The following is a 23,747-nucleotide window of genomic DNA, read 5'->3' as shown; positions in this document are numbered from 1 at the left end:
ACGTGGAGGTGGGCCTTGTCGAGGACGTGCTCGACATCCTCACGCGGCCTCTCCGCAGGAAGATCCGCGCCGCCGAGCTCGAGCAGACCAAGCTTCGCCTCGGAAACGAGGTTCTCGGGCTCATGGCCGAGGTCAAGACCGCCTACTTCAACCTGCAGGCCGGGGAGCAGCTTCGCACGCGGCTGGAGCTGGTCGTGGAGGTGAACCGCGCCGCCGCCGAGTTTGCGCAGAAGCAGCACGAGGCGGGCACCCTGAACGACCTCGACCTTGCGAACTATCGAGCCGCCCTCGACCAGTCGCGAGTCGAGGTGGCCTTCGAAGGCATGCAGGTGCGCGCCGACCGGGAGCGCCTCAACCGCCTCCTCGGGCTCTGGGGCCCCGACACGAACTGGAGAATGGCGAGCCAGCTCCCGGAGATCCCCGACGAGGAGATCCCCCTCTCGGGGCTCGAGTCACTGGCCATCTCCCAGCGCCTGGACGTGGCGGCGGCGCGGTGGGGGGTGGACCTCGTGGGCCGGGCGCTCGCCCTGAAGCGAGGGACCCGCTACTTCCCCCTGGGCATCAACGTCGGTTTGCAGGGCGAGCGGGACACCGCCGGGCAGCTCGTGACGGGCCCGTCGCTCGCGCTGCAGCTGCCGATCTTCGACACCGGCCGGGCTTCCATCGCCCGCCTGGAGGCCCAGCACCGGCAGGCCCAGCGGCAGCTCGAGGCCCTGGCCATCAACGCCCGCTCGGAGGTGCGCCACGCGCGCGATCTCGTCCTCGCCACCCGCGACCTGGCCCGCTACTACGCGCGCGTCCTGCTCCCGGAGCGCGCGCGGATCCTGGACCTGACCCTCAAGGGCTACAACATGATGCTCAAGGGCACTTACGAGCTTCTGCTGGCCAAGCAGGCGGAAGCGCAGACCGAACGCGCCCATATCCAGGCCTGGCGGGACTACTGGATCGCCCGCACCGAGCTCGAGCGGGCGGTGGGGGGGCGGCTTCACCCCGGGGGGGAGCCGAGCGCGGCATCGAAGGAAGGAGGCAACCCGTGACGTTCACGAGGAGGCGATACCTGCTCGGATGCGCCCTCACCGCGGGCTCGGCGTTCCTGGATCGCCTGGGCCGCGGCGCGGGGAGCCGCGCGCTGGCCCAGGAGGATCCGCATGCCGGCCACGATAGGCCCGGCGGGTCCGAGGCGTCGGTGCCCTCCCGGGCGACCGGACCCCGCCCCGGCCGGCTGCCCTACACGCCGGTCGTCACCCCCAACGGCGCAAGCCTGCCCTGGGTGATGAAGGACGGGGCCAAGGAATTCCACTTGATCGCGGAGCCGGTCAAGCGCGAGTTCGCGCCGGGCATGGTCGTGAACTGTTGGGGCTACAACGGCCTCACGCCGGGGCCCACGATCGAGGCCGTGGAGGGCGACCGCGTGCGCATCCTGGTCACCAACAGGCTACCGGAGCACACGGGCATCCATTGGCACGGGATCTTCCTGCCCAATGGCATGGACGGCGTGGCCGGCCTCAACCAGCCCCCGATCGAGCCCGGGGAGACCTACTCCTACGAGTTCACGCTCCGGCAGCACGGCACGTACATGTACCACCCGCACGCCGACGAGACCGTGCAGATGGCGCTGGGGATGATGGGCTTCTTCATCATCCATCCCAAACAGCCGCCCGACCCCCCGATTGACAGGGACTTCTGCATCTTCGCCCACGAGTGGCTGGTGGAGCCCGGGACCTACACCCCGAACCCGAGCGTCATGACGGACTTCAACATCTTCACCTTCAACAGCCGGGCCTTCCCGGGAACGGCCCCCCTGGTGGCGCGACGGGGCGACCGGGTGCGGCTGCGCTTTGCGAACGTCAGCATGGACAGCCACCCCCTGCATGTCCACGGGCATCGCTTCTGGGTCGTGGAGACCGACGGCGGCCAGATCCCGAAGACCGCCCAGTGGCCGGAGACCACGGTCGACGTGGCTCCGGGCACGACCCGCGCCGTCGAGTTCGTGGCCGAGGTGCCCGGGGACTGGATCCTGCACTGCCACAAGACCCACCACGCCATGAACGCCATGAACCACGCGATCCCCAACATGATCGGGATCGACCGCCCCGCCGTCGAGCGAAGCATCGGCGCGCTCATCCCCGGCTATACCGCGATGGGCTCGGACGGCATGGCCGAGCACGCCAGCCACGCCGAGCACGCGCGGGGCGTCGAGAACACCCTGCCCATGATGACCGGCACCGGCCCCTTCGGAAACATCGAGATGGGAGGGATGTTCACGGTGGTCAAGATCCGGGAGGGGATCACGAGCTACGAGGACCCTGGTTGGTACGAGCAGCCGAAGGGCACCCGTGCCTTCAAGGTGGACGGCCCCCCTAAGGACGCGGCCAAGCCGGCGCACGAACATCACCACGAGGCGCCACCACCGCCCGGCGGGAAGGGGCCGTGAGCCGCGCGTTCACCGAAGGTGACGCCCGGGCCGTTGGTTGCGACCGAGCCGAGGAGTGCCCCGGGGGTAGGAGACCGGACTCGATCACGATCCGAGGTGGCTAGCGCTTGAACAGGTCCTTCAACCGGCCGGCGGCCTTCTTCTCGAGCGCCTTCTTGGCTCCCTTGCGCGCCTCGCCCATGAGGGCCTCGGTGTCGGGCAGGACCCTTGGCTGGAGCTCGGTCCCCGTGACCTTGAGGGGTATGGCCACCCAGCCTTTCTCGTCGGTCAGGCCATCGAAGACCTCGTCCGGCACCCCCGCGATCCTGAGCCCCTGGCGGGGAGTGCGCACGATCAGGCTCATCCCGATCGCCCCCTCCATGCTCGACCAGCCCTCGCAGTCGAGGGCCAGCTTCTCCGACTCGATGGGAAAGCGGTCGAAGGAGATGCGGTCGTTCTCGGCCCGGAACGTGGTCTGGGTGGCCTTGTAGGGAGATCCGGCCAGGCTTGTCCGGCCCAGGGCCTTCTCGATCCCCGCCAGCAGGGGCGTGGCGGGGAGCCGGCCCGCGGCGAGCTTGAAGACGCCCGTCCCCTTGAGGCCCGTCGACTCCACCCCCTCGCCCTCCCCTTTCATGTCCAGAGAGCCGGGACCGAATCCGCCCCCTTTGCCCGCCCCCGCCGAGGCGTTGATGTCCAAGTCCCCTTTGAGGGTGAGCGTGTAGCGCAGGGGGGTGCGGGCGAGCTCGGCCGTGAACCCGGCCTCGAACCGACCCTCCTCGGTGGTGAAGCGCGCTCCCCGCACCTCGAGGTGCCCCTTCCGAAGGTTGAGCTCGCCCTGCACGTCGCGCACGTGCGTGGTCGCGAACGCGATCTCCTCGATCCGGAGGTTGCCCTCCCCGGACAGGGCGGCCGCCACGCCCTCCGCCCCCGGCTCGAGGTCCAGGTTGCGGAGGAGCAGGTCGAGGCCCTTCAGGGTGGCGGTCGGTTGTTTCTGGCCCTCGGTGAAGACCTCCATGGAGGCGCGCCGGAGCGCGACCTCGGAGACCTCGACCGCGAGGGCGGCCGCGCCCTGGGCGGGCGTGGGCCGGGCCCGAGCGGGGGCCGCGCTCGCCCCCCTGGCCGCGCTGGGCAGGCTCACCTTGAGCCGCAGCCCGTCTACGAGGACCCGGTCCACGGCCACCCGGCCCGTGAGCAGCGGCAACCATCGGTGCTGGAACACGAGCCGATCCAGGTGCACTTCCGCGTGGACGGGTGCGGTGGCGGCGGCTTCCACTCCCTCCAGCACCAGACCTCGCAAGAGGTTCAGCCGGAAGGCCTTTGCATGCAGCTGCACGCCCGTGGCCGAGCTCGCTCGATCCAGAGCGGCCTTCCCTAGACGGGGTGAGTCGAAGTTCGTCAGGAGAAGAATGAGCAGCAGCGCAAAGAGAAGGCCGCCGGCGAGGGTTCCCGCGATGAGGACTTTCTTCAGCATGGGCCGCTCAGGGGGCGGGAACGATCTTGAAGAGCCGGCCCGCGTACTCCACGATGTAAATCTCGCCGTCGGCGTCCACCCCGAAGGAGGAGATGTTCTGAAGTCCCTTACCCACGCTCGCCGTCCAGTCCTTCTGCTCCGTCACCGTTCCTCCCTTCATACGAAAAGAGCGCACGAATGCGCTGCATTCGTCCCCGTAGAAATACGTGCCCGCATAGCCGGGCATGAGGCAGCCGCGGTATACCACGCCCCCGATGATGGCGCAGCCTTGATCGTGGCCGTAGTCGAGCACGGGCAGGGTGAGGCCCGCCTGGTTGCAGCCCGAAGAGGGGGCGTAGCAGGAGAGCCCCTCCATGATGTTCCAGCCGTAGTTCTCGCCTCCGTGGCGAGGGGCCAGCGCCACGTCGACCTCCTCGTGGAGGTTCTGCCCCACATCCCCGATGTAGAGGTCTCCCGTGGCGCGGTCGAAGGCGAAGCGGAAAGGATTGCGCAGGCCGTAGGCCCAGATGTAGGGGAAGGCCCCGGGGGAGCTCAGGAATGGGTTGTCGGGGGGGACGCCGTGATCCACGTCGTAGCGCAGCATCTTGCCTAGGGGTGTCTTCAAGTTCTGGCCGTTGCCAAAAGGATCGCCGCCCGACCCTCCATCGCCCAGGCCGACGTAGAGCATGCCGTCCCCGCCGAAGGCCAGCCCTCCGCCGTTGTGGTTGGGGAAGGGCTGATGCTGGTAAAGGAGTTCCCTCTCCGTCGCGGGGTCCGCGAAATCGGGGCTGGTGGAGGAGGACTGGAATTCCGAGATGTGGGTATCCCCCTGTCGATCCGTGTAGTTCACATAGAAGCGGTGGTTGGTTGCGTATTGGGGGTGGAAGGCGAGGCCGAGCAACCCCTGCTCCCCTCCGGGGCGGGTCTTGGTGTGGATGTCCAGGAAGGGCGTGGCCAGGACCGTTCCCGCCTTCACGATCTTGATGACCCCGACCTGCTCCACCACGAAGACGCGGTCCCGGTCCCCGGGAGGGGCCTGAAGGTCGAGCGGGATCTCGAAGCCGCTGGCCACCAGGGTCGCGGTCAGGGGGGGCGTTCCCGCTAGCGGCGTGCCCGCGGCGCAAGCCTCGGGCGTAGGGGTGGCGGTGACGGTCGGCGCCTCGTGGCCGCAACCGGCGGCCACGGCCACGGCCAGGGTCACGATGAGGCTGGTCTCCCGCATCAGGCTTCCCCCGCACCCTCCTGGAGAAGATCAATCTCTTGAAGGGGCAGCACATCATTTTACGTCCCCTCGAGCCGCCCGCGCTTGGAAAGCGTCCCCTACTCGCGGAGAATGCGATGTTGCCGGGTGGGAAGCCTGCCCGGGAAAGGTCACATCGTGCCTTACATCCGGTTCCTCGGTCTCGTCCTGCTGCCCTCCGTCTTCTCCCCGGGCTGCGGGGGGGCGCAGCCGGCGACCCGGGCCGCCGGCGGCCGTCCGTCCCTCACGGTGCGGGTGGCGCCGGTCGTGATCGAGGACGTCGTCTACCAGATCAAGGCCCTGGGGTCCCTCGAGGCCCAGGATCTCGTCCACGTCACGGCCGAGGTGGAGGGGGCGGTGACCGACGTTCGCTTCCACGAGGGCGACCGGGTCACGCCGGAAACGGTCTTGCTCCGCATCGACCCCGAGCGATACCGGCTGGAGGCGGAGGGAGCCGAGGCCACCTATAAGAAGACCCTGGCCGACCTCCACCGGGCGGAGGGGGATCTCCAACGGCGCGAGGACCTGGCCCGCGACCAACTGGTCGCGCACGAGGAGCTCAACCGTTCGCGTCAGGAGACGGAGCGCCTGAGCGCGGAGACGGCCGCCGCCAAGGCGGCTTGGGACTGGGCGCGGCAGAACCGGCGGCGCTCCGAGGTGCGGCCCTCCCAGGCCGGCGTCATCAATACCCGGGCCGTGGATACGGGCGAGTTCGTGAAGAACGGCAACGTCCTCGCCACCCTGGTGGATGTGAGCCGGTTGCGCCTGCGCTTCAAAGTCTCGGAGGTGGAGTCCCTCCACGCCAAGGAGGGCGACACCGTGGGCTTCCGGGTGGCCTCAAAGGACTTTCCCGCCCGCATCTACCATGTGGGCCAGGTGGCAGACCCCACCACGCGCCAGGTCGAGGTGCTGGCCTGGGTGGCGAACCCCGGGGTCCTGAAGCCCGGGTTCTTCGCGGAGGTGACCCTGGCCGCGGAGTCTCGCAAGAACGCCCTCGTGGTGCCGGAGGGGGCGGTCCAGGCCAGCGAGCGCGGCTTCGTGATCTACGCGGTGGAGAACGGCAAGGCGCGCCTGCGCCCGGTCCAGATCGGTCTGCGCACGACGGGGGGGCGGGTGGAGATCGTCTCCGGGCTCCAGGGCGGGGAAACGGTGGTGGTGGAGGGCTCGGACCGCCTCTCGGAGGGCGTTCCTCTTCAGGCCGCGCCGGAGTCCCCGCGACCGGAGAAGTCGGAATGACGGACGAAGAGCGGCCGGGCGGGCGCGGGGAGGATCCGGAGGGGAAGGAGGATCCGCAGAAGATTGCCACCGGCATGACCCTCGCCGACATCTCCATCCGCAACCATGTCTTTGCCTGGATGCTGATGGCGGCCCTCATCGGCTTCGGCCTGATCTGCTACACCGGCTTCGGGGGGGTGGTGAAGGGGCTGGGGGTGAGCGAAAACCCCGACGTGGATTTCCCCGTCGTCAACATCGCCGTGACCTACGAGGGGGCCTCCCCCGAGATCATGGAGACGGACGTAGTGGACTTCATCGAGGACGCGGTGACCTCGATCGAAGGAATCAAGCAGATCTCCTCCACCTCCCGGCAGGGCGCGGCCAACATCACGGTGGAGTTCGACCTCTCCCGCAACATCGACGCCGCCCTCCAGGACGTTCAGACCCGGGTGGCCCAGGCCGCCCGCCGCCTCCCCCGCGAGATAGACCCGCCCATCATCACCAAGACCAATCCCGAAGACCAGCCCATCCTCTGGTTTGCGCTGGCGGGGAACCGGCCCCCCAACTTCATGGCCGACTACATCCGCAACGTGCTCAAACCCCAGTTCCAGACCATCGAGGGGGTGGGCGAGATCCAGCTCGGAGGGTACCGGGAGCGCAGCATCCGGGTCTGGTTCGACGCGGGACGGATGGAGGCCCTGGGGCTGACCGTACAGGACGTGACCCGGGCCATCCAGCGCGAACACCTGGAGGTGCCCGCGGGCCGCATCGAGACCCCGGAGCGGGAGATGAACGTCCGCGCGGAGGGGGAGGCGATCGACGTCGAGACCTTCCGCAGCCTGGTCGTGACTTACAAGAGCGGGGCCCCCGTCCGGCTCAAGGACGTGGCGGTGGTGGAGGACGGCCTCGAGGACCGGCGTCGCATGGCCCGGGCCAACGGCCTCCCCTCGGTGGGCTTCGGACTCAAGAAGCTGCGGGGAGCCAACGCCGTCCAGGTGGGGCGGGACGCCAAGGCGAAGATGCTGGAACTGCAGAGCCAACTCCCGGAGGGGCTCACCCTGACCGTCAACTTCGACGCCACCACCTACGTGGAGGACGCCATCCACGAGATCCTGTTCACGCTCTTCCTGGCCGCCCTCCTGACCGGTTGCGTCTGCTGGCTGTTCCTGGGCTCCCTCTCCTCCACCTTGAACGTGCTCCTGGCCATCCCCACCTCCATCCTGGGCACCTTCATCGTGATGTACTTCTTCGGCTTCACGCTCAATACCTTCACCGTCCTCGGCCTCTCCCTGACCGTGGGGATCGTGGTGGACGACGCGATCATGGTCCTCGAGAACATCTACCGGCACCGGGAGAAGGGTCTGGGGAAGGTCACCGCCGCCTCGGTGGGAGCGCGGGAGATCACCTTTGCCGCCGCCGCCACCACCGCCGCCATCGTGGCCATCTTCCTCCCCGTGGCCTTCATGAAGGGCATCATCGGCAAGTTCTTCTTCCAGTTCGGGGTCACTATCTCCGTGGCCGTGCTCCTCTCGCTCCTCGAGGCCCTGACCCTGGCCCCCATGCGCTGCTCCCAGTTCTTGGAGGTGGGGGAGCGGCAGGGGCGGTTCGGCCGGGCCGTGGAGCGCCTATTCCACCGGTTGTCCGCGTCCTACCTGGAGTGGCTGAAGCCGGCGCTTCAGCACCGGCTCTGGGTCCTCGCAGGTGCGCTCGTCTTCTTCGTGCTCTCCCTCGGGCTTCTGAAGCTGCTCCGCATGGAGTTCATCCCCAGCCAGGACACGAACATGTTCATGGCCCGGATCCTGACCCCGGTGGGCACGAGCCTCGACGCCACCAACCGCGCTTTCAAGCAGGCCGAGGAGTTCCTGAGCACGCGGCCCGAGGTGGAGCGCTACTTCGGCGTCATCGGGGGCTTCGGAGGGGGCGAGGTCAACACCGGCTTCGTCTTCGTGACCCTGAAGGAGCCCGGGCAGCGCCCGCGCGATCCCGGCAAGGGGCGCCGCCTCACCCAGGAGGAGCTGATGGACGTGGTGCGCCGGGCCTGGAACCAAATACCAGGCGTACGCGCGATCATGCAGGATCCCTCCCAGCAGGGCTTCAGCACCAGCCGCGGGTTCCCGGTGGAGCTGGCCATCCGGGGCCGGGACTGGGAGACCCTCGCCCACGCCACCCAGGAGCTGATGGAGCAGATGCGCCAGTCCGGCCTCGTCACCGACGTGGACAGCGACTACCAGGTGGGGATGCCCGAAGTCCAGGTCGTGCCCAACCGCAACCGGGCCGCCGACCTCGGGGTCAGCATGGCGGACATCGGAGAGACGGTCAACGCCGCCATCGGGGGGGAGCGGGTGGGGAAGTTCAAGGACAAGGGGCGCCGCTACGACATCCGCGTGCGCCTCCTCGCCCCCCAGCGGGGTCGGCCCGAGGACATCGACCGCCTTCTGGTGCGGACGGCGAGCGGATCGCTGGTGCGCCTGGGGGATCTGGTGCGCATCGAGCAGCGCCCGACTCTCCAGGCCATCACCCGCAAGGACCGGGAACGCGCGATCACGGTCTTCGCGAACGTGCTCCCGGGGGTCTCCCAGGCCGAGGCCATCCGGGTCTCCCAGGACCTGGCGCGGAAGATCCTCCCCGACGGCTATCGGGCCATCCCCTCCGGGAGCAGCCAGGCCTTCCAGGAGTCCTTCAACTCCTTGTTCTTCGCCTTCATCATGGGCCTCGCCGTGGCCTACATGGTCCTGGCCGCCCAGTTCAACGCCTTCACCCACCCCCTGACCGTGCTTCTCGCCCTCCCCTTCAGCATGAGCGGCGCCCTTCTCGTCCTCTGGGTGAGCGGCCAGTCCATGAACGTCTACAGCATGCTGGGGCTCATCCTCCTCATGGGCATCGCCAAGAAGAACTCGATCCTCCTCGTCGACTTCACTAACCAGATCCGGGAACGGGGGCGCGGCCGCCAGGAGGCCCTGCTCGAGGCCTGCCCCATTCGGCTGCGGCCCATCCTCATGACCTCTATGGCCACCATCGCGGGCGCGCTGCCCGCCGCCCTCGCCCTCGGCCCCGGGGCGGAGACCCAGCGGCCCATGGCCCTCGCCCTCGTGGGGGGCATGTTCGTGTCCACCATCCTCACCCTCTTCGTCGTGCCCGCCGCCTACAGCGTGCTCGACGACGTCGTGGTGTGGAACCAGGAGCGGCGCCGCCGGGGAGCCGCCCTCATTCCCGAGCTTCGCGCCCTGCGCGCGCGGCGGGTGCGGCCCTCGGAGGTAGAGGGCTAATGGGTGACAATGGACCTGGGCGGAGGTGAGCGATGAGGTTTGGCGGCAGCAAGCTGAAGATGACGTCCCCGGCGGAGGCGCTGCCGGGCCGGGCGGAGCGTATGAGCGTGCCCGCCCGCCACTTCGTGCTGGGCACGCCGCTGCTTCCTCCTTTCCCCGCCGGGATGCAGATGGCGCTTTTCGGCATGGGCTGCTTCTGGGGGGCGGAGAAGCAGTTCTGGAAGACCAAGGGCGTGCACACCACGGCCGTGGGCTACGCGGGTGGCTTCACCCCCAACCCCACCTACCCGGAGGTGTGCACCGGGCAGACCGGCCATAACGAGGTCGTGCGCGTGATCTTCGACCCCTCGGTCGTGGGCTACGATCAGCTGCTCAAGGCGTTCTGGGAGGGCCACGACCCCACCCAGGGGATGCGCCAGGGAAACGACGTGGGAACGCAGTACCGCTCGGGCATCTACGCCTCCGACCCGGCCCAGCGCTCCGCCGCCGAGGCCTCCCGCGCCGCCTACCAGGAGGCGCTCGCGGCCGCCGGCCACGGCACCATCACCACCGAGATCCTGGACGCGCCGGAGTTCTACTACGCCGAGGAGTACCACCAGCAATACCTGGCCAAGAACCCCCAGGGCTACTGCGGCCTCGGCGGCACGGGCGTGAGTTGCCCGGTGGGCCTCCTTCCCGCGCGTTAGGCCCGCCTCCGCCTAGTCGGGGATCTCGCTCCTCTGGGCGAGCAGGTTGCGCACCAGCTCGAGGGCGGCTTGTTCCTGGGCCTCGCCGAGGCCGCTGATCTTGTAGTCGCCCGAGGTCATATTCAAGGTCGCGCCCTCTCCGCCCGCGCCGGTCTCGAGCCCGATCCCGCCGCCCTTCTTGGAGAGGCCGGCGCCCTTGAACGAAGCCACCACCTCCGCGGTCTTGGTGTCGATGAGGCGCGCCGTCAGCTCCACCTCATGCTTGACCTTCCGAAAGGAGAAGGCTCCCAAAGGGGTGACACTCCGAGCCACCGCCCCCGCCGCACCGCCCCCGAATTTCTTGGCCGAGCTCGCGAACTTGGTGATGGAGCCCGCCAAGATGTAGCGGATGCCGAGCACCTTGCCCACCTTGGCCAGAGCTGCCGCGTCCGGCTCCGCCCGGTTGGTCTTTGAGAAGTCCTGCTCACCGAGTATGGTGGCGAGCTTGGCTCGCTCGATGACCCGGAACGTCCCGTCCTCGACGAGGGCGTCCACGACCTGCGTCGCCAACCCCTTGCCGATGTCGGCCTGTCCCCACCAGCGGTCCTGGATGGTCCCGTAGTCGAAGTCCAGGACCGCGATCGGGATGCGTTTCGGCGAGGGCTCGGGCCGGGCGGTCCCGGGCAGGGCCAAGACCCCCGCGAGCGCCAGCAGTCCGAGCCCGGCGAAGGGCCACCTCATGCCATCCGGCCCCACCCGGCCGCGCGCTTCGAGCGCCTGCGCACCATGGACGTGTCTCACGATCTCCTCCCTGTCGAAGGAGCACGGGTGCTCTTCCGACCGCAGCTATCGGGACCCTGTGATTGGGGCGTAGTATAGCTCCTCCCCCGAAGAAGACGCGGGCGTTTTTCCGCGCCGAGCGCGCCCGGCGCGCACACTTCTTCCGCCCCACCTCCGGGCCGGTTGACAAGCGACCACCGGCTCGATAGAGTGCGGACTTTAAATGAATATGAAATTCAATTTCATTTTCATTATGACCGTGACCGAACCCATAACTAGTTTAAATATAACTACTTGAATATGATCTACTGGGAGCAACAATGAGCCGAGGGATTCGGATTTTAGTCCTTTCCCTGATCGTGCTCACGAGCCTCATGTCTCAAAAGGCCCAGGCCCAGGAGCGGCCCTTCTTCATTACTTACAACCACCAGATGGAGGAACCGGACAGCCTGGAGATTGCCGTCAATCCCATTTTTGGGACGCAGCGGGGAGGGGGTGCCTTCTTGGCTTCCTGGACCGAGCTCGAGTACGGCGTCAAGGGGTGGTGGACAACCGAGTTCTATCTCGACGGCCAGGGCACCCGGAACGACAGCGCGATCTTCACCGGGTTCCGCTGGGAGAACCGACTCCGGCTGGAGAGGCTGGAGCACCGCATCAACCCCGTTCTCTACATGGAGTTTGAAAGCATCAACGAGGCGGACAAGACCCTTCTCGAAGTGGTGGGGCACGACGGCGAAGCGGACCACGCTGTACCCAACGACCAGGCGCGACGGGTAAGAAAGCGGGAGATGGAGATCAAGCTGATCCTCTCTAGCAACTTTAGGGGCTTCAACCTGGCGGAGAACATCATTGCCGAGAAGAATCTGGCCAATAGCCCCTGGGAGTTCGGCTACTCCGTGGGCATCAGCCGGCCGCTGGCCCTGGCCGCTTCGCCCGACCCTTGCAGCTTTTGTCGGGAGAACTTCGTCCTCGGGGTGGAGATGTATGGCGGCCTGGGCGACGCCCAAGGCCTCGGGCTCAGGGACACCTCCCACTACATCGCGCCCCTGCTGGCTTGGATGCATCCACGCGGGGTGACGTTCCGCGTTTCCCCGACCTTCGGCCTGAACAGCAACAGCCACCGCTTCCTGCTCCGCTTCGGCGTGTCCTATGAGATCCCAGGCCTGGGGCGCCGGCTCGGGCTTTTTGGGGGGGAGGGAAGATGAGCCGCCGTCTGGCCCTGATGACCCTGCTCCTCCCGATGTGGGCCACGCTCGGCTTGGCGGAAGGGAGTGACGACGAGCGGGGGACGGATGCGGTGGGGGTGACGAGAGCGCCGTCGACCGCCGCTTCGCGGTCGAATCCCTTCGCGGGCGATCCGTCGGCGATCCGGGCGGGCCACAAGCTCTACCTGCGTCATTGCGCAGAGTGCCACGGCGATGACGCCCGGGGCCGGGGCAAGGCACCCCCGCTCCTGTCCCGGCGGGTACAGGGCGCACCCCCGGGCGACCTCTATTGGTTCCTGACCAACGGCGATTTGGGCGCGGGAATGCCGTCGTGGTCTCGTCTGCCGGACGCCCGGCGCTGGCAGCTGGTGACGTTCCTCAAGACCCTCTCCACACCTTCGGGCCCCTGAGCCTCCCCCGGCCATGAGGGTGGCGCTCCGGCGCTCCTGCCTCGGCCCGGACCACGATCCCGGGGCGGTACGCGCCACCCGCCGACCGTTTGCGGCCCTTGGGAGACTAATTGCATAGTGGACGACATGGGAACCGAAGGTCTTGTGCTCATCGGGGGGCACGTTCGTCTCGAAGCGCTTGAGCAGCGCCACGTCGACGGCTTGGTCGCCGCGTCGGCAACCGACCCCTCTCTCTATCAGTGGAGTCCCGTCCCGCGGGGCGAGGTTGAGACCAGAAGCTACGTCAATACCGCGCTGACCTGGCGTGACGCGGGGAGCGCGGTGCCCTTTGCCATCGTCCGCAAGAGTGACGGCGTCATCATCGGGTCGACGCGATTCTGGAACCTAGAGCGATGGTCGTGGCCGCCGCATCACCCGCGGCACGGCCAGCACGCTCCCGACGTCTGCGAGATCGGCTACACCTGGCTGAACCACTCGGCAATCCGGACCGCCGCCAATACCGAGGCCAAGAAGCTCATGCTGACGCATGCCTTCGAGACTTGGCAGGTTCTCTGCGTCTCCTTCTTCACCGATGCGCGAAACCAGCGCTCTCGCGCGGCGCTCGAACGCATCGGCGCCAAGTTCGAGGGGATTCTCCGCTCCCACCGGATGGCGGCCGATTACGTTGCTCGCGACTCGGTGCGCTTTTCGATCTTGGCGTCGGAATGGCCAGCCGTGAAACAGCACCTGAGTCGCCTCCTGGACCGGCCCTAAAGCACGTCGTTCCAGCCGTTTCCGTCGAGGTTGGCTCGGGGGTGCGCCGCCCGCGGTCGCTGGTCGGTTCCGTTGTATCCTGAGTCATGACCACCGCGCCCTTCGGCTTCCTGCGCGTGGGGGCGGCTTGTCCCCCGGTGGCGGTGGCCGACCCCGAGCGCAACGCCGCGGAGTCCCTGCGAACCGTGCACCAAGCGCGGGAGCGGGGAGTGCAGGTACTCGTCCTCCCGGAGTTGGGCCTCGCGGGCTATACCGCGGGCGACCTCTTCTTCAGCCTCTCCACCCTGGTCGCGGGTGCGGAGCGGGCCCTGGCGTGGCTGCTGCGCGAGACCGCCTCTCTGCCCATGGTGGTGGCGGTGGGCCTGCCCGTGGCCCTGGACGGCCGGCTCTTCAACGCCGCGGCCTTGATCCAGGGAGGGCGGCTGCTGGGCGTGGTCCCCAAAACCTTCCTGCCCGGGTACGGCGAATACTACGAGGAGCGCTGGTTCTCCTCGGCACGGGAAGCCACCCGCGACACCGTCCGCCTGGCGGGCGCGGACGTGCCCTTCGGCACCGACCTCCTCTTCGGCGCGGAGAGCGAGCCGGGGGTGACCCTGGCCTTGGAGATCTGTGAGGACCTGTGGGCGCCCATCTCCCCCAGCAGCCGACAGGCGGTGGCGGGGGCTACCGTCCTCCTCAACCCCTCCGCCTCCCCGGACCTGGTGGGGAAGGCGGACTACCGCCGGGAACTGGTGCGGCAGCAGTCGGGGCGGACCCTTTCCGCCTACGTCTACGCAAACGCCGGCGTCCACGAATCCACCACCGACCTCGTCTTCGGGGGCCACTTGATGGTGGCAGAGAATGGCGTGCTCCTGGCGGAGGGAGAGCGGTTCCGGAGGAGCGGGGACCTCATCGCGACGGACGTGGACACCGAGCGGCTCCTGGTGGAGCGGATGCGCCAGACCTCCTTCGCGGATGCCGTTCATCCCCGCGGTCGCGATCCACGCCGCGTCGCCCTCCGGCCCATCCCCCCCCCCGACCCCCACCGCCTTCTGCGGGCGGTGGATGCGCATCCCTTCGTGCCCTCCGACCCGGGCCTCCTCGACGAGCGCTGCCGCGAGGTCTTCTCCATCCAGACCGCGGGCCTGGCCCGGCGCCTCGAGCACACCGGGATCCGCCGCCCGGTGCTCGGGCTCTCGGGCGGACTCGACTCGACCCTGGCCCTGCTGGTGGCGGTGCGAACGGCCGACCTCCTGGGGCTGCCCCGCCCGGGCGTACTGGCCGTGACGCTCCCCGGCTTCGGCACCAGCGAGCAGACCCTCACCAACGCGCGCCGCCTGGCCACCGCCACCGGGGCCAGCCTGCGCGAGATCGACGTCCGGCCCGCCTGCACCCAGCACATTCGCGACATCGGACTCGATCCCGAGGACCGCACGAGCGCGACCTACCAGAACCTTCAGGCTCGCGAGCGCACCCAGGTGCTGATGGACCTGGCCAACCAGGAGGGGGGCCTGGTGGTGGGCACGGGGGACCTCTCGGAGCTGGCGCTGGGCTTTTACACCTTCGGCGGAGACCAGATCGCGATGTACAACGTGAACGGGGGTGTGCCCAAGACCCTGGTGCGCCAGCTCGTGCGCTGGGTGGCCGACCATCAGGCGGGAGAGGCCGAGCGCGCGGTGCTGCAGGCGGTCCTGGAGACGCCGGTCTCCCCGGAGCTCCTCCCCCCCCGAGCCGACGGGGCCATCGCCCAGCGAACGGAGGAGATCGTGGGCCCCTACGAACTCCACGACTTCTTCCTCTTCAGTTTCGTCCGCCTGGGGGCGGGTCCGCGCAAGACGCTCTTCCTGGCCGAGCACGCCTTCGCCGATCGCTACCCGACGGAGACCCTCCGGACTTGGCTGCGCGTCTTCATCGAGCGCTTCTTTGACAGTCAGTTCAAGCGATCCGTGATGCCCGACGGGCCCAAGGTAGGCTCCGTCAGCCTTTCTCCACGCGGAGACTGGCGGATGCCCAGCGACGCCTCCAAGGAAGCCTGGCTGCGCGAGGTCTAGCCTCGCCTCGCCGCGGCTAGGGGCCGCCCGCGGCCCGCCCGACCCCGCTCCCGGCCAGTGCTACACTCGCGGGCGCAATGCTCGTGGTGCTCGTCTGCTCTCCCCGCTCGCTGGAGAGCGAGCTCAACCAAACCGTGCTCTGGGGCCAGAACGTGGAGCGGCGCCTAGCCCGGGACCGCGAACAGGCCCGCCTCCTGGCCGCGCAGCGGAGACCGGACATCATCGTGGTCGACCAGGAGCTCGACGGGGCCGCTCGGCTGGTGAGCGCTTTTCGTGAAGATCCCTACACGCGCCGGATCTCGATCGTGGCTCTGGCCCGCGGCGACTTCGATCCCGCCGAGCTGGATCTGCTCCAGGCGGGCGCCAACGGCATTCTTCGCATCCCGCCCGGGCCGGACTGGGACGATCGCCTCGTCCGCCTCATGCACGTCCCCCAGCGCCGCGAGGGTCGCTTCGGTGTCTCCCTGCGGCTCGATGCCGAGTTTGACGCGGGGGGGGAGGCCTTCCCGGCCAACGCCCTCAACTTGAGCGTTAACGGCATCTTCGTGGTGTCCTCCCGCCTTCTCAAGATTGGTGACGACGTGCACTACGCTTTCCGTGTCCCCGGCGATCCGGTCGTCATCGACGGTTCGGGAACGGTGGTGCGCCAGGGGGCGGAGCCCCTCGAGTACGGCATCGAGCTGACCCACGTCAAGGACGACGGCCGGGTCCGTATCAAGAAGTACGTGGAGGCGGAAGGGATGGTCGTCGGAGGCCGCTGACACCCCCGGCGGTGATACACTCCCCCATCCATGCCCACGGTTCTTCTCTGTTCGACGTCGGACCTGGAGGGAGACCTCGGCCAGACCCTCCTCTGGCGCGATGACATCGCGCGTGTCGTGGCCACCCGCGTGGACTACGCGCGCACGCTGGCCGTGGCCGCCCGGCCCCAGATGGCCTTGGTAGACCGCGACCTGTCGGGAGCGGGAGAGCTGATCGCGGATCTGCGCCGTGACCCCATGACCCGTCCCCTCTCCATCGTGGTTATGGGGCGGGGCGACTTCGACGCCGGGGAGCTCGACTTGCTGGAGGCGGGGGCGAACGCCATCCTGCGCCTGCCCGCCGGACCCGAGTGGGACGACCGGCTGGTCAAGCTGATCCAGGTGCCCACCCGCAGGGAGACCCGCTTCGCCGTGCATTTCGAGGTGGAGGCCGACACCGGCTCCCCACGCACCTCCGGGCTGGCCCTCGCCCTGAACCTGAGCGTGCGCGGGATGCTGATCCAATCCTCTCTGCCTCTCGGGATAGGGGACGACCTCGATCTGGGTTTCCGCCTCTTGGACACGGACCCCCCCGTCGCCGTCCTGGGTCGCGTGGTGCGGCAGGCCAAGGGGGAGCGCTTCGGGGTGGAGTTCCACCGCTTCGCCGCGGACGGGGAGGAGCGGGTGGCCCAGTTCGTGGGCGCCTTCGCCACCTCCTGAGGGCGGTATGAATCCGGCCTTGCGCCGCCGCCATCGGCTGTTCCCTCCCTAACCAGGAACCCATCCCAAAGATGGAGATCCATACTCTCGAGACCGCCGACATCGAGCTCCCCCCGGACTTGGCGCGCCTGCGCGAGCTGGCCTACGACCTCTGGTGGAGCTGGTCGCCCCTGGCCCCCCGCCTCTTCGCCTGGATCGACCCCGAGCACTGGCGCCGGTACCACAACCCGGTCCAGCTCCTGATCAACGTGGAGCCGAAACAGTGGGGCCGGCTCCTGGCCGATCCGGAGTTCCGGCGCACCTACGAGGCGGTGATCCTCGCCCTCGACGCCTACCGCTCCCGCTCGCGCTGGTTCGCCAAGACCGCGCAGGCCCTGTCCGCCCCCGTGGCCTATTTTTCGATGGAGTTCGGCCTCCACGAGTCCCTGGGCGTCTACTCGGGCGGCTTGGGCGTGCTCTCCGGCGACCACTGCAAGGCGGCCAGCGACCTGGGGGTGCCCCTGGTGGGGGTGGGTCTTCTCTACCGCTCCGGGTATTTCCGCCAGACCGTGGATGCCGACGGCTTCCAGCAGCACATCTACCCGGACTACGACTTTGCCCGCCTGCCCGTGCGGCCCGTGCAGGCCCCCGGGGGGGGCGTCCTCACCGTGCCCATCGACCTGCCCGGCCGTATCGTCCAGGCCGCGGTCTGGAAGGCACAGGTGGGTCTGGTCCCCGTCCTCATGCTGGATACCGACATCCCCCTGAACGACCCCGCCGACCGCCCCATCACCGGCGTCCTCTACGTTCGAGGGCGGGAGATGCGGCTCTGCCAGGAGATCGTGCTCGGGGTGGGTGGGGTGCGGGCCCTGGGCGCCCTCGGCATCTTTCCTGCCGTCTGGCACATGAACGAGGGCCACGTGGCTTTCCTGGGCATGGAGCGGGCCCGCGAGCGGGTGCACCACGGCGAGGGCCTGGCCGAAGCCCTGAGAGCCGTGGCCCGGGACGCGGTCTTCACTACCCACACCCCCGTCCCCGCCGGCAACGAGACCTTCGACCGCGCGCTGGTGCGCCGCTACCTCGACTTCTGGATCCGAGAGGTGGGCTGCGAGCCGGATGAGGCCCTGGCCCTGGGCGCCGACAACGGCAACTTCAACATGACCGCCCTCGCCATCCGGCTCTCCTCCCGCGTCAATGGGGTGAGCAAGCTGCACGGACAGGTCTCCTCTGCGATGTGGCGCCACCTCTGGCCGGGGGCGCCCGAGCAGCCGGTGGGGTCCATCACCAACGGGGTCCATACCGAGAGCTGGGTGGGCCCCGAGATGCGCGCCCTCTACGCCCACCACCTGGGCCCAGACTGGAACGATCACCTCTTGGAGCCGGAGTACTGGACGGGCATCCGCGGGGTACAGGCCGGCGAGCTTTGGGCCGCCCACCGCTCGCAGAAGGAGCGCCTGGTTCGCTTTGTTCGCGAGCGCGTGCGCTTGCAGTCCGCGCGCCACGGGCTCTCCCCGGGCGAGCTCAGGACGGTGGAAGGTCTCCTCGACCCCCACGCCCTCACCATCGGCTTCGCCCGCCGGTTTGCCACCTACAAACGCGCGGTGCTGATCCTCTCCGACCTGGAACGGCTGCGCGCCCTCCTCTCCGATCCCGACCGCCCGGTGCAGTTCATTTTCGCGGGCAAGGCCCACCCCGCGGACCGCGAGGGGCAGGAGGTGATCCGGCGACTGGTCGTGCTCACCCAGGGGGAGTTCAAGGGAAAGCTGGTGTTCCTGGAGGACTACGACATCGAGATGGGCCGGATGATGGTGCAGGGCTGCGACGTCTGGCTCAACACCCCGCGGCGGCCCCACGAGGCCAGCGGCACCAGCGGCCAGAAGAGCCCCATCAACGGGGGCGTGAACGTGAGCATCCTGGACGGCTGGTGGGTGGAGGGTTTCCGGGGGGACAATGGCTGGGCCATCGGGGACGGCCGGGTGGACCCCGACGTCACGGCCCAGGACCGCGCGGATGCGCAGGCCCTCTACCAGGTGCTGGCGGAGGAGGTCGTTCCCCGCTTCTTCGCCCGCGAGGCGGGCGGACTCCCCGGCCTCTGGATCGAGACCATGAAGGCCTCCATCGAGTCCATCGTGGGCCCGTTCAGCGCCCACCGCATGGTCCGGGACTACGTGCTCACCACCTACCTGCCCGCGGCCGCCTCGCGGGAGTAGCCCCCTCCTCGCGAGACGGAGCTGGCTCGGCGGCGCGGCCGCCCCGAGAGCGACACCGGGAGCGGCTAGGTCGCCGCGGCCTCGAAACGCCGCCGGGCGTCGGTGAAGGCTTGGTACACGCGGGTGCGCTCGGCCAGGGTGTTGCGGATGGTGCCCTCCGCCGCCGCCGCGTCACGAGTGCTCAAGACGAGGTCGGCCAGAGCCACGAAGGCCTGGGTGCCGTCCCCGCTCTTGAACTCGTCCCCCACCAGGAGCAAGAAGAGCCGACGCCGCGCTTCCGGGCTCAAGCGGCTGATCCGCTGGTAGAGGGTCTCCCCTTTTCCGGGGGCGGCCTGCACCCGAGCCGTGGCCACCAGCGAATAGACCCCCTGCTCGACGAGGCGCGCCCCCTCGTCGTGCCCCTCCGCGGAGTCCACCACGAAGCCCAGGCGGGTCAGGAGGGGGGCGACGCCGGCCGCGGGGCTGTGGTCGGGAAAGGACACCAGCGCGCGCGGCTGGTGCGCCTCCCCCCCGGCTAGCTCCCGGCGGATCTGGCTCATCATGTGCGACCGCAGCTCGTCCGTGGCGGGGGCGGAGGGTGATGCGGGAGCGGATTCCGGGGGCGGGGGAGGGGGAGCGGCCGCCTCGGGGCCCGCCCCCTTGCCCTGCAGCTTCACCACCCCTTGGCACTTGGGGCATTTCACGCTGAAGGGCCGGTCCGGGACCTTGGCGTCGTCGATCACGATCCGCTGCGAGCACTGCGGACAGAGGGCCTGCACGCTCTACCTCTCGATCAGGTCGTCGAACCCGCCATCCACGGCCGGGGGGTTCGTCGCCCGGCGCACGCCCTGGGCGGGGGTGGGGCTGGGCCGGGGGGCGGGTTTCTTCTCCTCCGCGTCCGAACCCTGGGTGTCCAACCGGAGCTGGAGGTTGGTTCGGTTGGTGGCGTAAGACAGGCCGATCTCGCGTTCGATCACGCCCGTGTTGATGAGGCGCTCCAGCTCGTGGTCGAAGCTCTGCATTCCTTCCAGGACGCCGTCCTCCATGGCCTCGACCAGGCTCTTGCCCTCCCGCTCCCCTTCCGCGATGTACTCCTTGGTGCGGGAGTTGTTGCGCAAGATCTCGCACACCGCCATCCGCCCTCCCGTGATCTTGGGGACCAGGCGCTGGCTCACGATCCACTTGAAGGACTGGGCGAAGCGTGTCCGGACCTGGCGTTCTTCATTCTTGGGGAACACGCCCACGATGCGGTCCACGGTCTTGGCGGCGTCGATGGTGTGGAGGGTGGAGAGGACCAGGTGCCCGGTCTCCGAGGCCTCCAGCGCGATCGAGATCGTCTCCACATCCCGCATCTCGCCCACCAGGATGACCTTGGGAGCCTGGCGGAGGGCGGCCCGGAGGGCGAGGGCGAAGGTCTGGGTGTCCGAGCCCACCTCGCGCTGGTTGATGGTCGCCTTCTGGTGGGGGTGGAGGTACTCGATGGGGTCCTCGATGGTGATGACGTGGATGCTCTCCTCGCGGTTGATCTTGTTGATGATGGCGGCGAGGGTGGTCGACTTTCCGGAGCCGGTCGGACCCGTCACGAGGACAATCCCGTTTCGCTCACCCGCGATCTCGTTGAGCTGGGACGGGATCCCGAGCTCCTCGATGCTGGGCACCTTGTTCGGGATCACGCGGAGGGCAATCGAGAAGCTGCCCCTCTGGGAGAACACGTTCGCCCGGAAGCGGGTCCGACGGGCCAGGCTGTAAGAGAGGTCCACCGAGCCCGTGCGCACCAGCTTGTCCGCGTTGTCGCGCTTGCCGGCCAGCAGCCGCATCGCGATCAGTTCCGTGTGGTAGGGGAGCAGACGCTCGATGCCGGCGAAAGAAACGGGCCGGAGAGCTCCGTCCACCTCCACCTGGGGCGGCCGGCCCACCGAGAGGTTGAGGTCCGAAATGCCGGGCGCGGCGTCCAGCATGGCCTCGAGCAAGGGATCGACGTCGAAGTAAGCCATGCCTGGACCTCCGGGGAACGGCGATCATAGCACGGCTCCTGTCCTTCATCGACGCTGCGCTCCATTGACAGGCCAGCCCCGCCCGTGCCTATGCTGGGGCGGCTTGCTGGAGACCATCGATCTCGGACGGAGCCTTTCCCGCACCCGCTATCAGAAGGTGTTTCCGGGGCTGCAGGAGCGCATCCGTCAGCTCCAATACCGGCTCCGGGATGCGGAGATCCCCACCCTCGTCGTGTTCGAAGGCTGGGATGCGGCGGGGAAGGGCAGCGTCATCCAGCGCCTGACCGGGGGCCTGGACCCCCGCGCCTTCCGCGCCTATCCCGCCTCCCCGCCCTCCGAGCTGGAGCGGCGCTACCACTGGCTCTGGCGCTACCAGATCCGGCTTCCCGAGGACGGTCACATGGCCCTCTTCGACCACTCCTGGTACGGACGCGTGCTCGTGGAGCGGGTCGACAAGGTGGTGAGGAAAAAGGTGTGGCGCGAGGCCTACGAGCAGATAAACGCTTTTGAGCGCTGGCTGGCGGACGACGGCCAGGTCCTGCTCAAGTTCTTCTTTCACATCTCCCGCGCCGAGCAGGGTCGACGGCTCAAGGAGATGGAGAAGGACCCCCTGCAGCGTTGGAAGGTGGCGAAGGAGGACTGGCGCCGCAACCGGCACTACGACCGGTGGGTGGAGGCGGGGGAGGAGATGTTGACCCGCACGGACACCCCCTACGCCCCCTGGACCATCGTGGAGGCCACCGACGCCCGCTGGGCGCGGGTGAAGGTCTTCGAGACGTTGATTCGACGGATGGAGGAAACCCTCGGTCGGCGGAAGGAGACCCCGGCCGCGGTGAGCCGCACCCGCTTGGCCGAGGAGGCCACCCGCGCGGAGCGCGCGCGGAGGGAGCAGGAGGGGCTGGCAAGGGCACGCTCCGTCGCCCAGGAGGCGGGCCTGCCGATGGAGGAGGAGGGCGGCGGTGCTTGAGAGCGTCGATCTGGGCAAGCGCGTGGGCGAGCGCGCCTATCGGACCCGCATCGCTACCCAACAACTCCGCCTGCGGGGGCTCCACTTCCAGATGTACGAGCACCAGGTCCCCCTCCTGGCCGTGTTCGAGGGCTGGGATGCGGCCGGCAAAGGCGGGGCCATCAAGCGGGTCACGGAGACCCTGGAGCCGCGGGGCTTCACGGTGTCGTCGTTCTCGGCCCCCCGGGGGGAGGAGCGGTCGCATCATCATTTATGGCGGTTCTGGCGGGCGCTGCCCCGGGCCGGGCACCTCGGAGTCTTCGACCGCTCCTACTACGGCCGGGTCCTAGTGGAGCGCGTGGAGAGCTTTTGCTCGGTGGACGAGTGGAGGCGGGCGTACCGTGAGATCAACGAGTTCGAAGCCCAGCAGGCCTCGTTCGGCATGGTGATCCAGAAGTTCTGGCTGCACATCTCGAGGGAGGAGCAGCTCCGCCGCTTCCGCGGCCGCGAGCGCGACCCCTTCCGCTCCTACAAGCTGACTGCCGAGGACTGGCGGAACCGCGCGCGCTGGGGCGACTATCTAGAGGCGGTGGAGGAGATGCTGGCCCGGACATCCACTCCCTACGCCCCCTGGACGGTGGTGGAAGCCAACGACAAGCTCCACGCCCGGCTGAAGGTAGTGAAGACGCTGGCCGACGCGGTCGCCAGGGCGCTCGGCTAGCGATGGGACTGTGGGGCTTTTGGGGTCTCGAGCGGCGGGCGAGACCCGCCCCGCCCCGCCGGGGCGCCTCCGGGTCGCTGGGCCCGGCGCGTGCCCCTTTCGGATGCCCGTGTTAAGATAATGGTGTGATAATTCTGGGGAGTGTCGTGCACCTGGATGTTGCTGATGCCATTGTCTTTGCAAGCGAGGAGTGGCTTCAGTTGGCCCGGGGCAACGACACTCAGGCCCATGCGCCGGGCTCGGTCGTGGGTCGACCCTTCTTCGACTTCGCCCCCGAGGCGCGGCTTTTCCCTCTCTACGAGCTGGTGTTCCGGCGCGTCCGGAGGACGGGACAGCCGATTCGCATTCCTTTCACCTCCGAGTCTTCGAGCGAGCGGCGCCATATGGAGATAGAGGTGCTGCCCCTCGAAGGGGGGGGGCTGGAGTGCCGGTATCACACCGTGCTGGTCGAGCAACTGGTCCCGGGAGCGTCTTCCGACGGTGCCCCCGGGTCGCAGCCGCTGCTGACCCTGTGCAGCTGGTGCAAGAAGGTGAAGCTGCCGGAGGGCCCATGGGTTGAAGTGGAGGCCGCGGCGCAGCGACTCGAGTTCTTCCTCGGGGAGGCTCCGCAATTGACCCACGGGATCTGCCTCCCGTGCAAAGAAGCGCTGTGGGCCGGCCTCACGGTGGCCAGACAAAGGTAAGGAGTCCAGGGCGGCCCGCCCGCCTCCCGACGCGCCAGCCTCACCGGACCGGAACCTTTGCGGGGAGCCACCGAGCCTGGGCGAGAGACAACAGCAGTCGGGCGGCGCTCGGGCATCCGACGTGGCCTTGGAGCGCCCGATCGAACGCGACCCCCGACCGCCGGTTGCGACCGAGCAGAGGTTGCCCAAGGCTATCGGACCTGATTCGGTGTCGGTTCGTGGTAGCGTGGCATCCTGACTCGCCCACATGACCGGGGGCTACGGCCACGAGGGCCGGAGGTTAAGGACGTGGAGCGTGAGATCCCCGCTGACGTTTGGCGGACGCCGCGTGAACGGCACGCCGAGGAC

General features: G+C 68.6%; 20 protein-coding genes. 15 read left to right on the top strand and 5 right to left on the bottom strand.

Features of this window, described 5'->3' with window-relative positions:
• Together VN461_21810 and VN461_21805 are read left to right on the top strand one after the other, a co-directional pair.
• A partial coding sequence (locus VN461_21810; GenBank protein ID HXB57413.1) for a TolC family protein occupies positions 1 to 1,037 on the top strand: 1,037 nt, incomplete at its 5' end.
• On the top strand, positions 1,034 to 2,434 hold the full coding sequence (locus VN461_21805; protein HXB57412.1) for a copper oxidase: 1,401 nt from the start codon (positions 1,034 to 1,036) through the stop codon (positions 2,432 to 2,434). The genes VN461_21810 and VN461_21805, both read left to right, overlap by 4 nt.
• A gap of 100 nt (positions 2,435 to 2,534) precedes the next feature.
• Here VN461_21805 and VN461_21800 read toward each other — a convergent pair whose 3' ends face one another.
• Together VN461_21800 and VN461_21795 are read right to left on the bottom strand one after the other, a co-directional pair.
• On the bottom strand, positions 2,535 to 3,884 hold the full coding sequence (locus tag VN461_21800; protein HXB57411.1) for a hypothetical protein: 1,350 nt from the start codon (positions 3,882 to 3,884) through the stop codon (positions 2,535 to 2,537).
• A 7-nt stretch (positions 3,885 to 3,891) separates the two neighbouring features.
• Entirely contained in the window at positions 3,892 to 5,085 is a 1,194-nt protein-coding gene (locus tag VN461_21795; protein HXB57410.1) for a PQQ-dependent sugar dehydrogenase, read from the bottom strand.
• A 156-nt stretch (positions 5,086 to 5,241) separates the two neighbouring features.
• On the opposite strand from VN461_21795, the gene VN461_21790 reads away from it, so the two are divergent.
• From VN461_21790 to msrA, 3 genes are read left to right on the top strand one after another with little or no spacing between them, the layout of a single operon-like run.
• Positions 5,242 to 6,339, top strand: a complete 1,098-nt coding sequence (locus VN461_21790; GenBank protein HXB57409.1) for an efflux RND transporter periplasmic adaptor subunit — start codon at positions 5,242 to 5,244, stop codon at positions 6,337 to 6,339.
• The gene (locus tag VN461_21785) at positions 6,336 to 9,584 is read left to right on the top strand and encodes an efflux RND transporter permease subunit (GenBank protein HXB57408.1); all 3,249 of its coding nucleotides are present in this window, start codon (positions 6,336 to 6,338) and stop codon (positions 9,582 to 9,584) included. Before VN461_21790 ends, VN461_21785 begins: the two co-directional genes overlap by 4 nt.
• Positions 9,585 to 9,616: 32 nt before the next feature.
• Positions 9,617 to 10,270 carry a peptide-methionine (S)-S-oxide reductase MsrA gene (msrA, locus tag VN461_21780; protein HXB57407.1) on the top strand — a complete coding sequence of 218 codons (654 nt, stop codon included), beginning with the start codon at positions 9,617 to 9,619 and terminating at the stop codon, positions 10,268 to 10,270.
• A gap of 12 nt (positions 10,271 to 10,282) precedes the next feature.
• Here the strand turns inward: msrA and VN461_21775 are convergent, their stop codons facing one another.
• Positions 10,283 to 11,050 (bottom strand): CsgG/HfaB family protein, encoded by a 768-nt coding sequence (locus VN461_21775; protein HXB57406.1) that lies wholly within the window; start codon positions 11,048 to 11,050, stop codon positions 10,283 to 10,285.
• Between the two features lie 299 nt (positions 11,051 to 11,349).
• Between VN461_21775 and VN461_21770 the strand changes: the two genes are divergently transcribed.
• From VN461_21770 to glgP, 7 genes are all read left to right on the top strand, one after another.
• A complete protein-coding gene (locus VN461_21770) occupies positions 11,350 to 12,234 on the top strand; it encodes a hypothetical protein (protein ID HXB57405.1) in 885 nt (294 codons plus the stop codon).
• Positions 12,231 to 12,644: a c-type cytochrome gene (locus VN461_21765; protein HXB57404.1), complete on the top strand. Its 414-nt coding sequence runs from the start codon at positions 12,231 to 12,233 to the stop codon at positions 12,642 to 12,644. Before VN461_21770 ends, VN461_21765 begins: the two co-directional genes overlap by 4 nt.
• Before the next feature lie 126 nt (positions 12,645 to 12,770).
• Positions 12,771 to 13,397, top strand: a complete 627-nt coding sequence (locus VN461_21760; GenBank protein ID HXB57403.1) for a GNAT family protein — start codon at positions 12,771 to 12,773, stop codon at positions 13,395 to 13,397.
• A gap of 86 nt (positions 13,398 to 13,483) precedes the next feature.
• Entirely contained in the window at positions 13,484 to 15,427 is a 1,944-nt protein-coding gene (locus VN461_21755) for an NAD(+) synthase (protein HXB57402.1), read from the top strand.
• A 77-nt stretch (positions 15,428 to 15,504) separates the two neighbouring features.
• Positions 15,505 to 16,188: a PilZ domain-containing protein gene (locus VN461_21750; GenBank protein ID HXB57401.1), complete on the top strand. Its 684-nt coding sequence runs from the start codon at positions 15,505 to 15,507 to the stop codon at positions 16,186 to 16,188.
• A gap of 30 nt (positions 16,189 to 16,218) precedes the next feature.
• Positions 16,219 to 16,887 (top strand): PilZ domain-containing protein, encoded by a 669-nt coding sequence (locus tag VN461_21745; GenBank protein HXB57400.1) that lies wholly within the window; start codon positions 16,219 to 16,221, stop codon positions 16,885 to 16,887.
• 71 nt (positions 16,888 to 16,958) lie between these two features.
• Complete coding sequence (glgP, locus tag VN461_21740) at positions 16,959 to 19,076, top strand: alpha-glucan family phosphorylase (protein HXB57399.1); 2,118 nt, start codon at positions 16,959 to 16,961, stop codon at positions 19,074 to 19,076.
• 65 nt (positions 19,077 to 19,141) lie between these two features.
• On the opposite strand, the gene VN461_21735 is transcribed toward glgP, so the two are convergent.
• Complete coding sequence (locus VN461_21735; GenBank protein HXB57398.1) at positions 19,142 to 19,834, bottom strand: zinc-ribbon domain-containing protein; 693 nt, start codon at positions 19,832 to 19,834, stop codon at positions 19,142 to 19,144.
• Between the two features lie 3 nt (positions 19,835 to 19,837).
• The gene (locus tag VN461_21730; protein ID HXB57397.1) at positions 19,838 to 21,049 is read right to left on the bottom strand and encodes a PilT/PilU family type 4a pilus ATPase; all 1,212 of its coding nucleotides are present in this window, start codon (positions 21,047 to 21,049) and stop codon (positions 19,838 to 19,840) included.
• A gap of 103 nt (positions 21,050 to 21,152) precedes the next feature.
• Between VN461_21730 and VN461_21725 the strand changes: the two genes are divergently transcribed.
• The 3 genes from VN461_21725 (at position 21,153) to VN461_21715 (ending at position 23,399) form a co-directional block, all read left to right on the top strand.
• Complete coding sequence (locus VN461_21725) at positions 21,153 to 22,016, top strand: UDP-galactose-lipid carrier transferase (protein ID HXB57396.1); 864 nt, start codon at positions 21,153 to 21,155, stop codon at positions 22,014 to 22,016.
• Positions 22,009 to 22,716, top strand: coding sequence for a hypothetical protein (locus VN461_21720; GenBank protein HXB57395.1), 708 nt, complete (start codon positions 22,009 to 22,011; stop codon positions 22,714 to 22,716). The genes VN461_21725 and VN461_21720 overlap by 8 nt, the downstream gene beginning before the upstream one ends.
• A 125-nt stretch (positions 22,717 to 22,841) precedes the next feature.
• Positions 22,842 to 23,399, top strand: a complete 558-nt coding sequence (locus VN461_21715; protein HXB57394.1) for a hypothetical protein — start codon at positions 22,842 to 22,844, stop codon at positions 23,397 to 23,399.
• Positions 23,400 to 23,747 lie beyond the last annotated feature (348 nt).

The sequence above is a fragment of the Vicinamibacteria bacterium genome, assembly GCA_035570235.1.
Classification (GTDB): Bacteria; Acidobacteriota; Vicinamibacteria; order Fen-336; family Fen-336; genus DATMML01.
The sequence above is the reverse complement of the archived record's forward strand: the minus strand, read 5'-3'. Positions and strand labels throughout refer to the sequence as shown.

Coding starts and splice junctions, on each gene's coding strand:
- VN461_21800 (HXB57411.1), bottom strand. CDS start 3,884: ATGCTGAAGAAAGTCCTCATCGCGGGAACCCTCGCCGGCGGCCTTCTC.
- VN461_21795 (HXB57410.1), bottom strand. CDS start 5,085: ATGCGGGAGACCAGCCTCATCGTGACCCTGGCCGTGGCCGTGGCCGCC.
- VN461_21785 (HXB57408.1), top strand. CDS start 6,336: ATGACGGACGAAGAGCGGCCGGGCGGGCGCGGGGAGGATCCGGAGGGG.
- msrA (HXB57407.1), top strand. CDS start 9,617: ATGAGGTTTGGCGGCAGCAAGCTGAAGATGACGTCCCCGGCGGAGGCG.
- VN461_21770 (HXB57405.1), top strand. CDS start 11,350: ATGAGCCGAGGGATTCGGATTTTAGTCCTTTCCCTGATCGTGCTCACG.
- VN461_21765 (HXB57404.1), top strand. CDS start 12,231: ATGAGCCGCCGTCTGGCCCTGATGACCCTGCTCCTCCCGATGTGGGCC.
- VN461_21760 (HXB57403.1), top strand. CDS start 12,771: ATGGGAACCGAAGGTCTTGTGCTCATCGGGGGGCACGTTCGTCTCGAA.
- VN461_21755 (HXB57402.1), top strand. CDS start 13,484: ATGACCACCGCGCCCTTCGGCTTCCTGCGCGTGGGGGCGGCTTGTCCC.
- VN461_21750 (HXB57401.1), top strand. CDS start 15,505: ATGCTCGTGGTGCTCGTCTGCTCTCCCCGCTCGCTGGAGAGCGAGCTC.
- VN461_21745 (HXB57400.1), top strand. CDS start 16,219: ATGCCCACGGTTCTTCTCTGTTCGACGTCGGACCTGGAGGGAGACCTC.
- glgP (HXB57399.1), top strand. CDS start 16,959: ATGGAGATCCATACTCTCGAGACCGCCGACATCGAGCTCCCCCCGGAC.
- VN461_21730 (HXB57397.1), bottom strand. CDS start 21,049: ATGGCTTACTTCGACGTCGATCCCTTGCTCGAGGCCATGCTGGACGCC.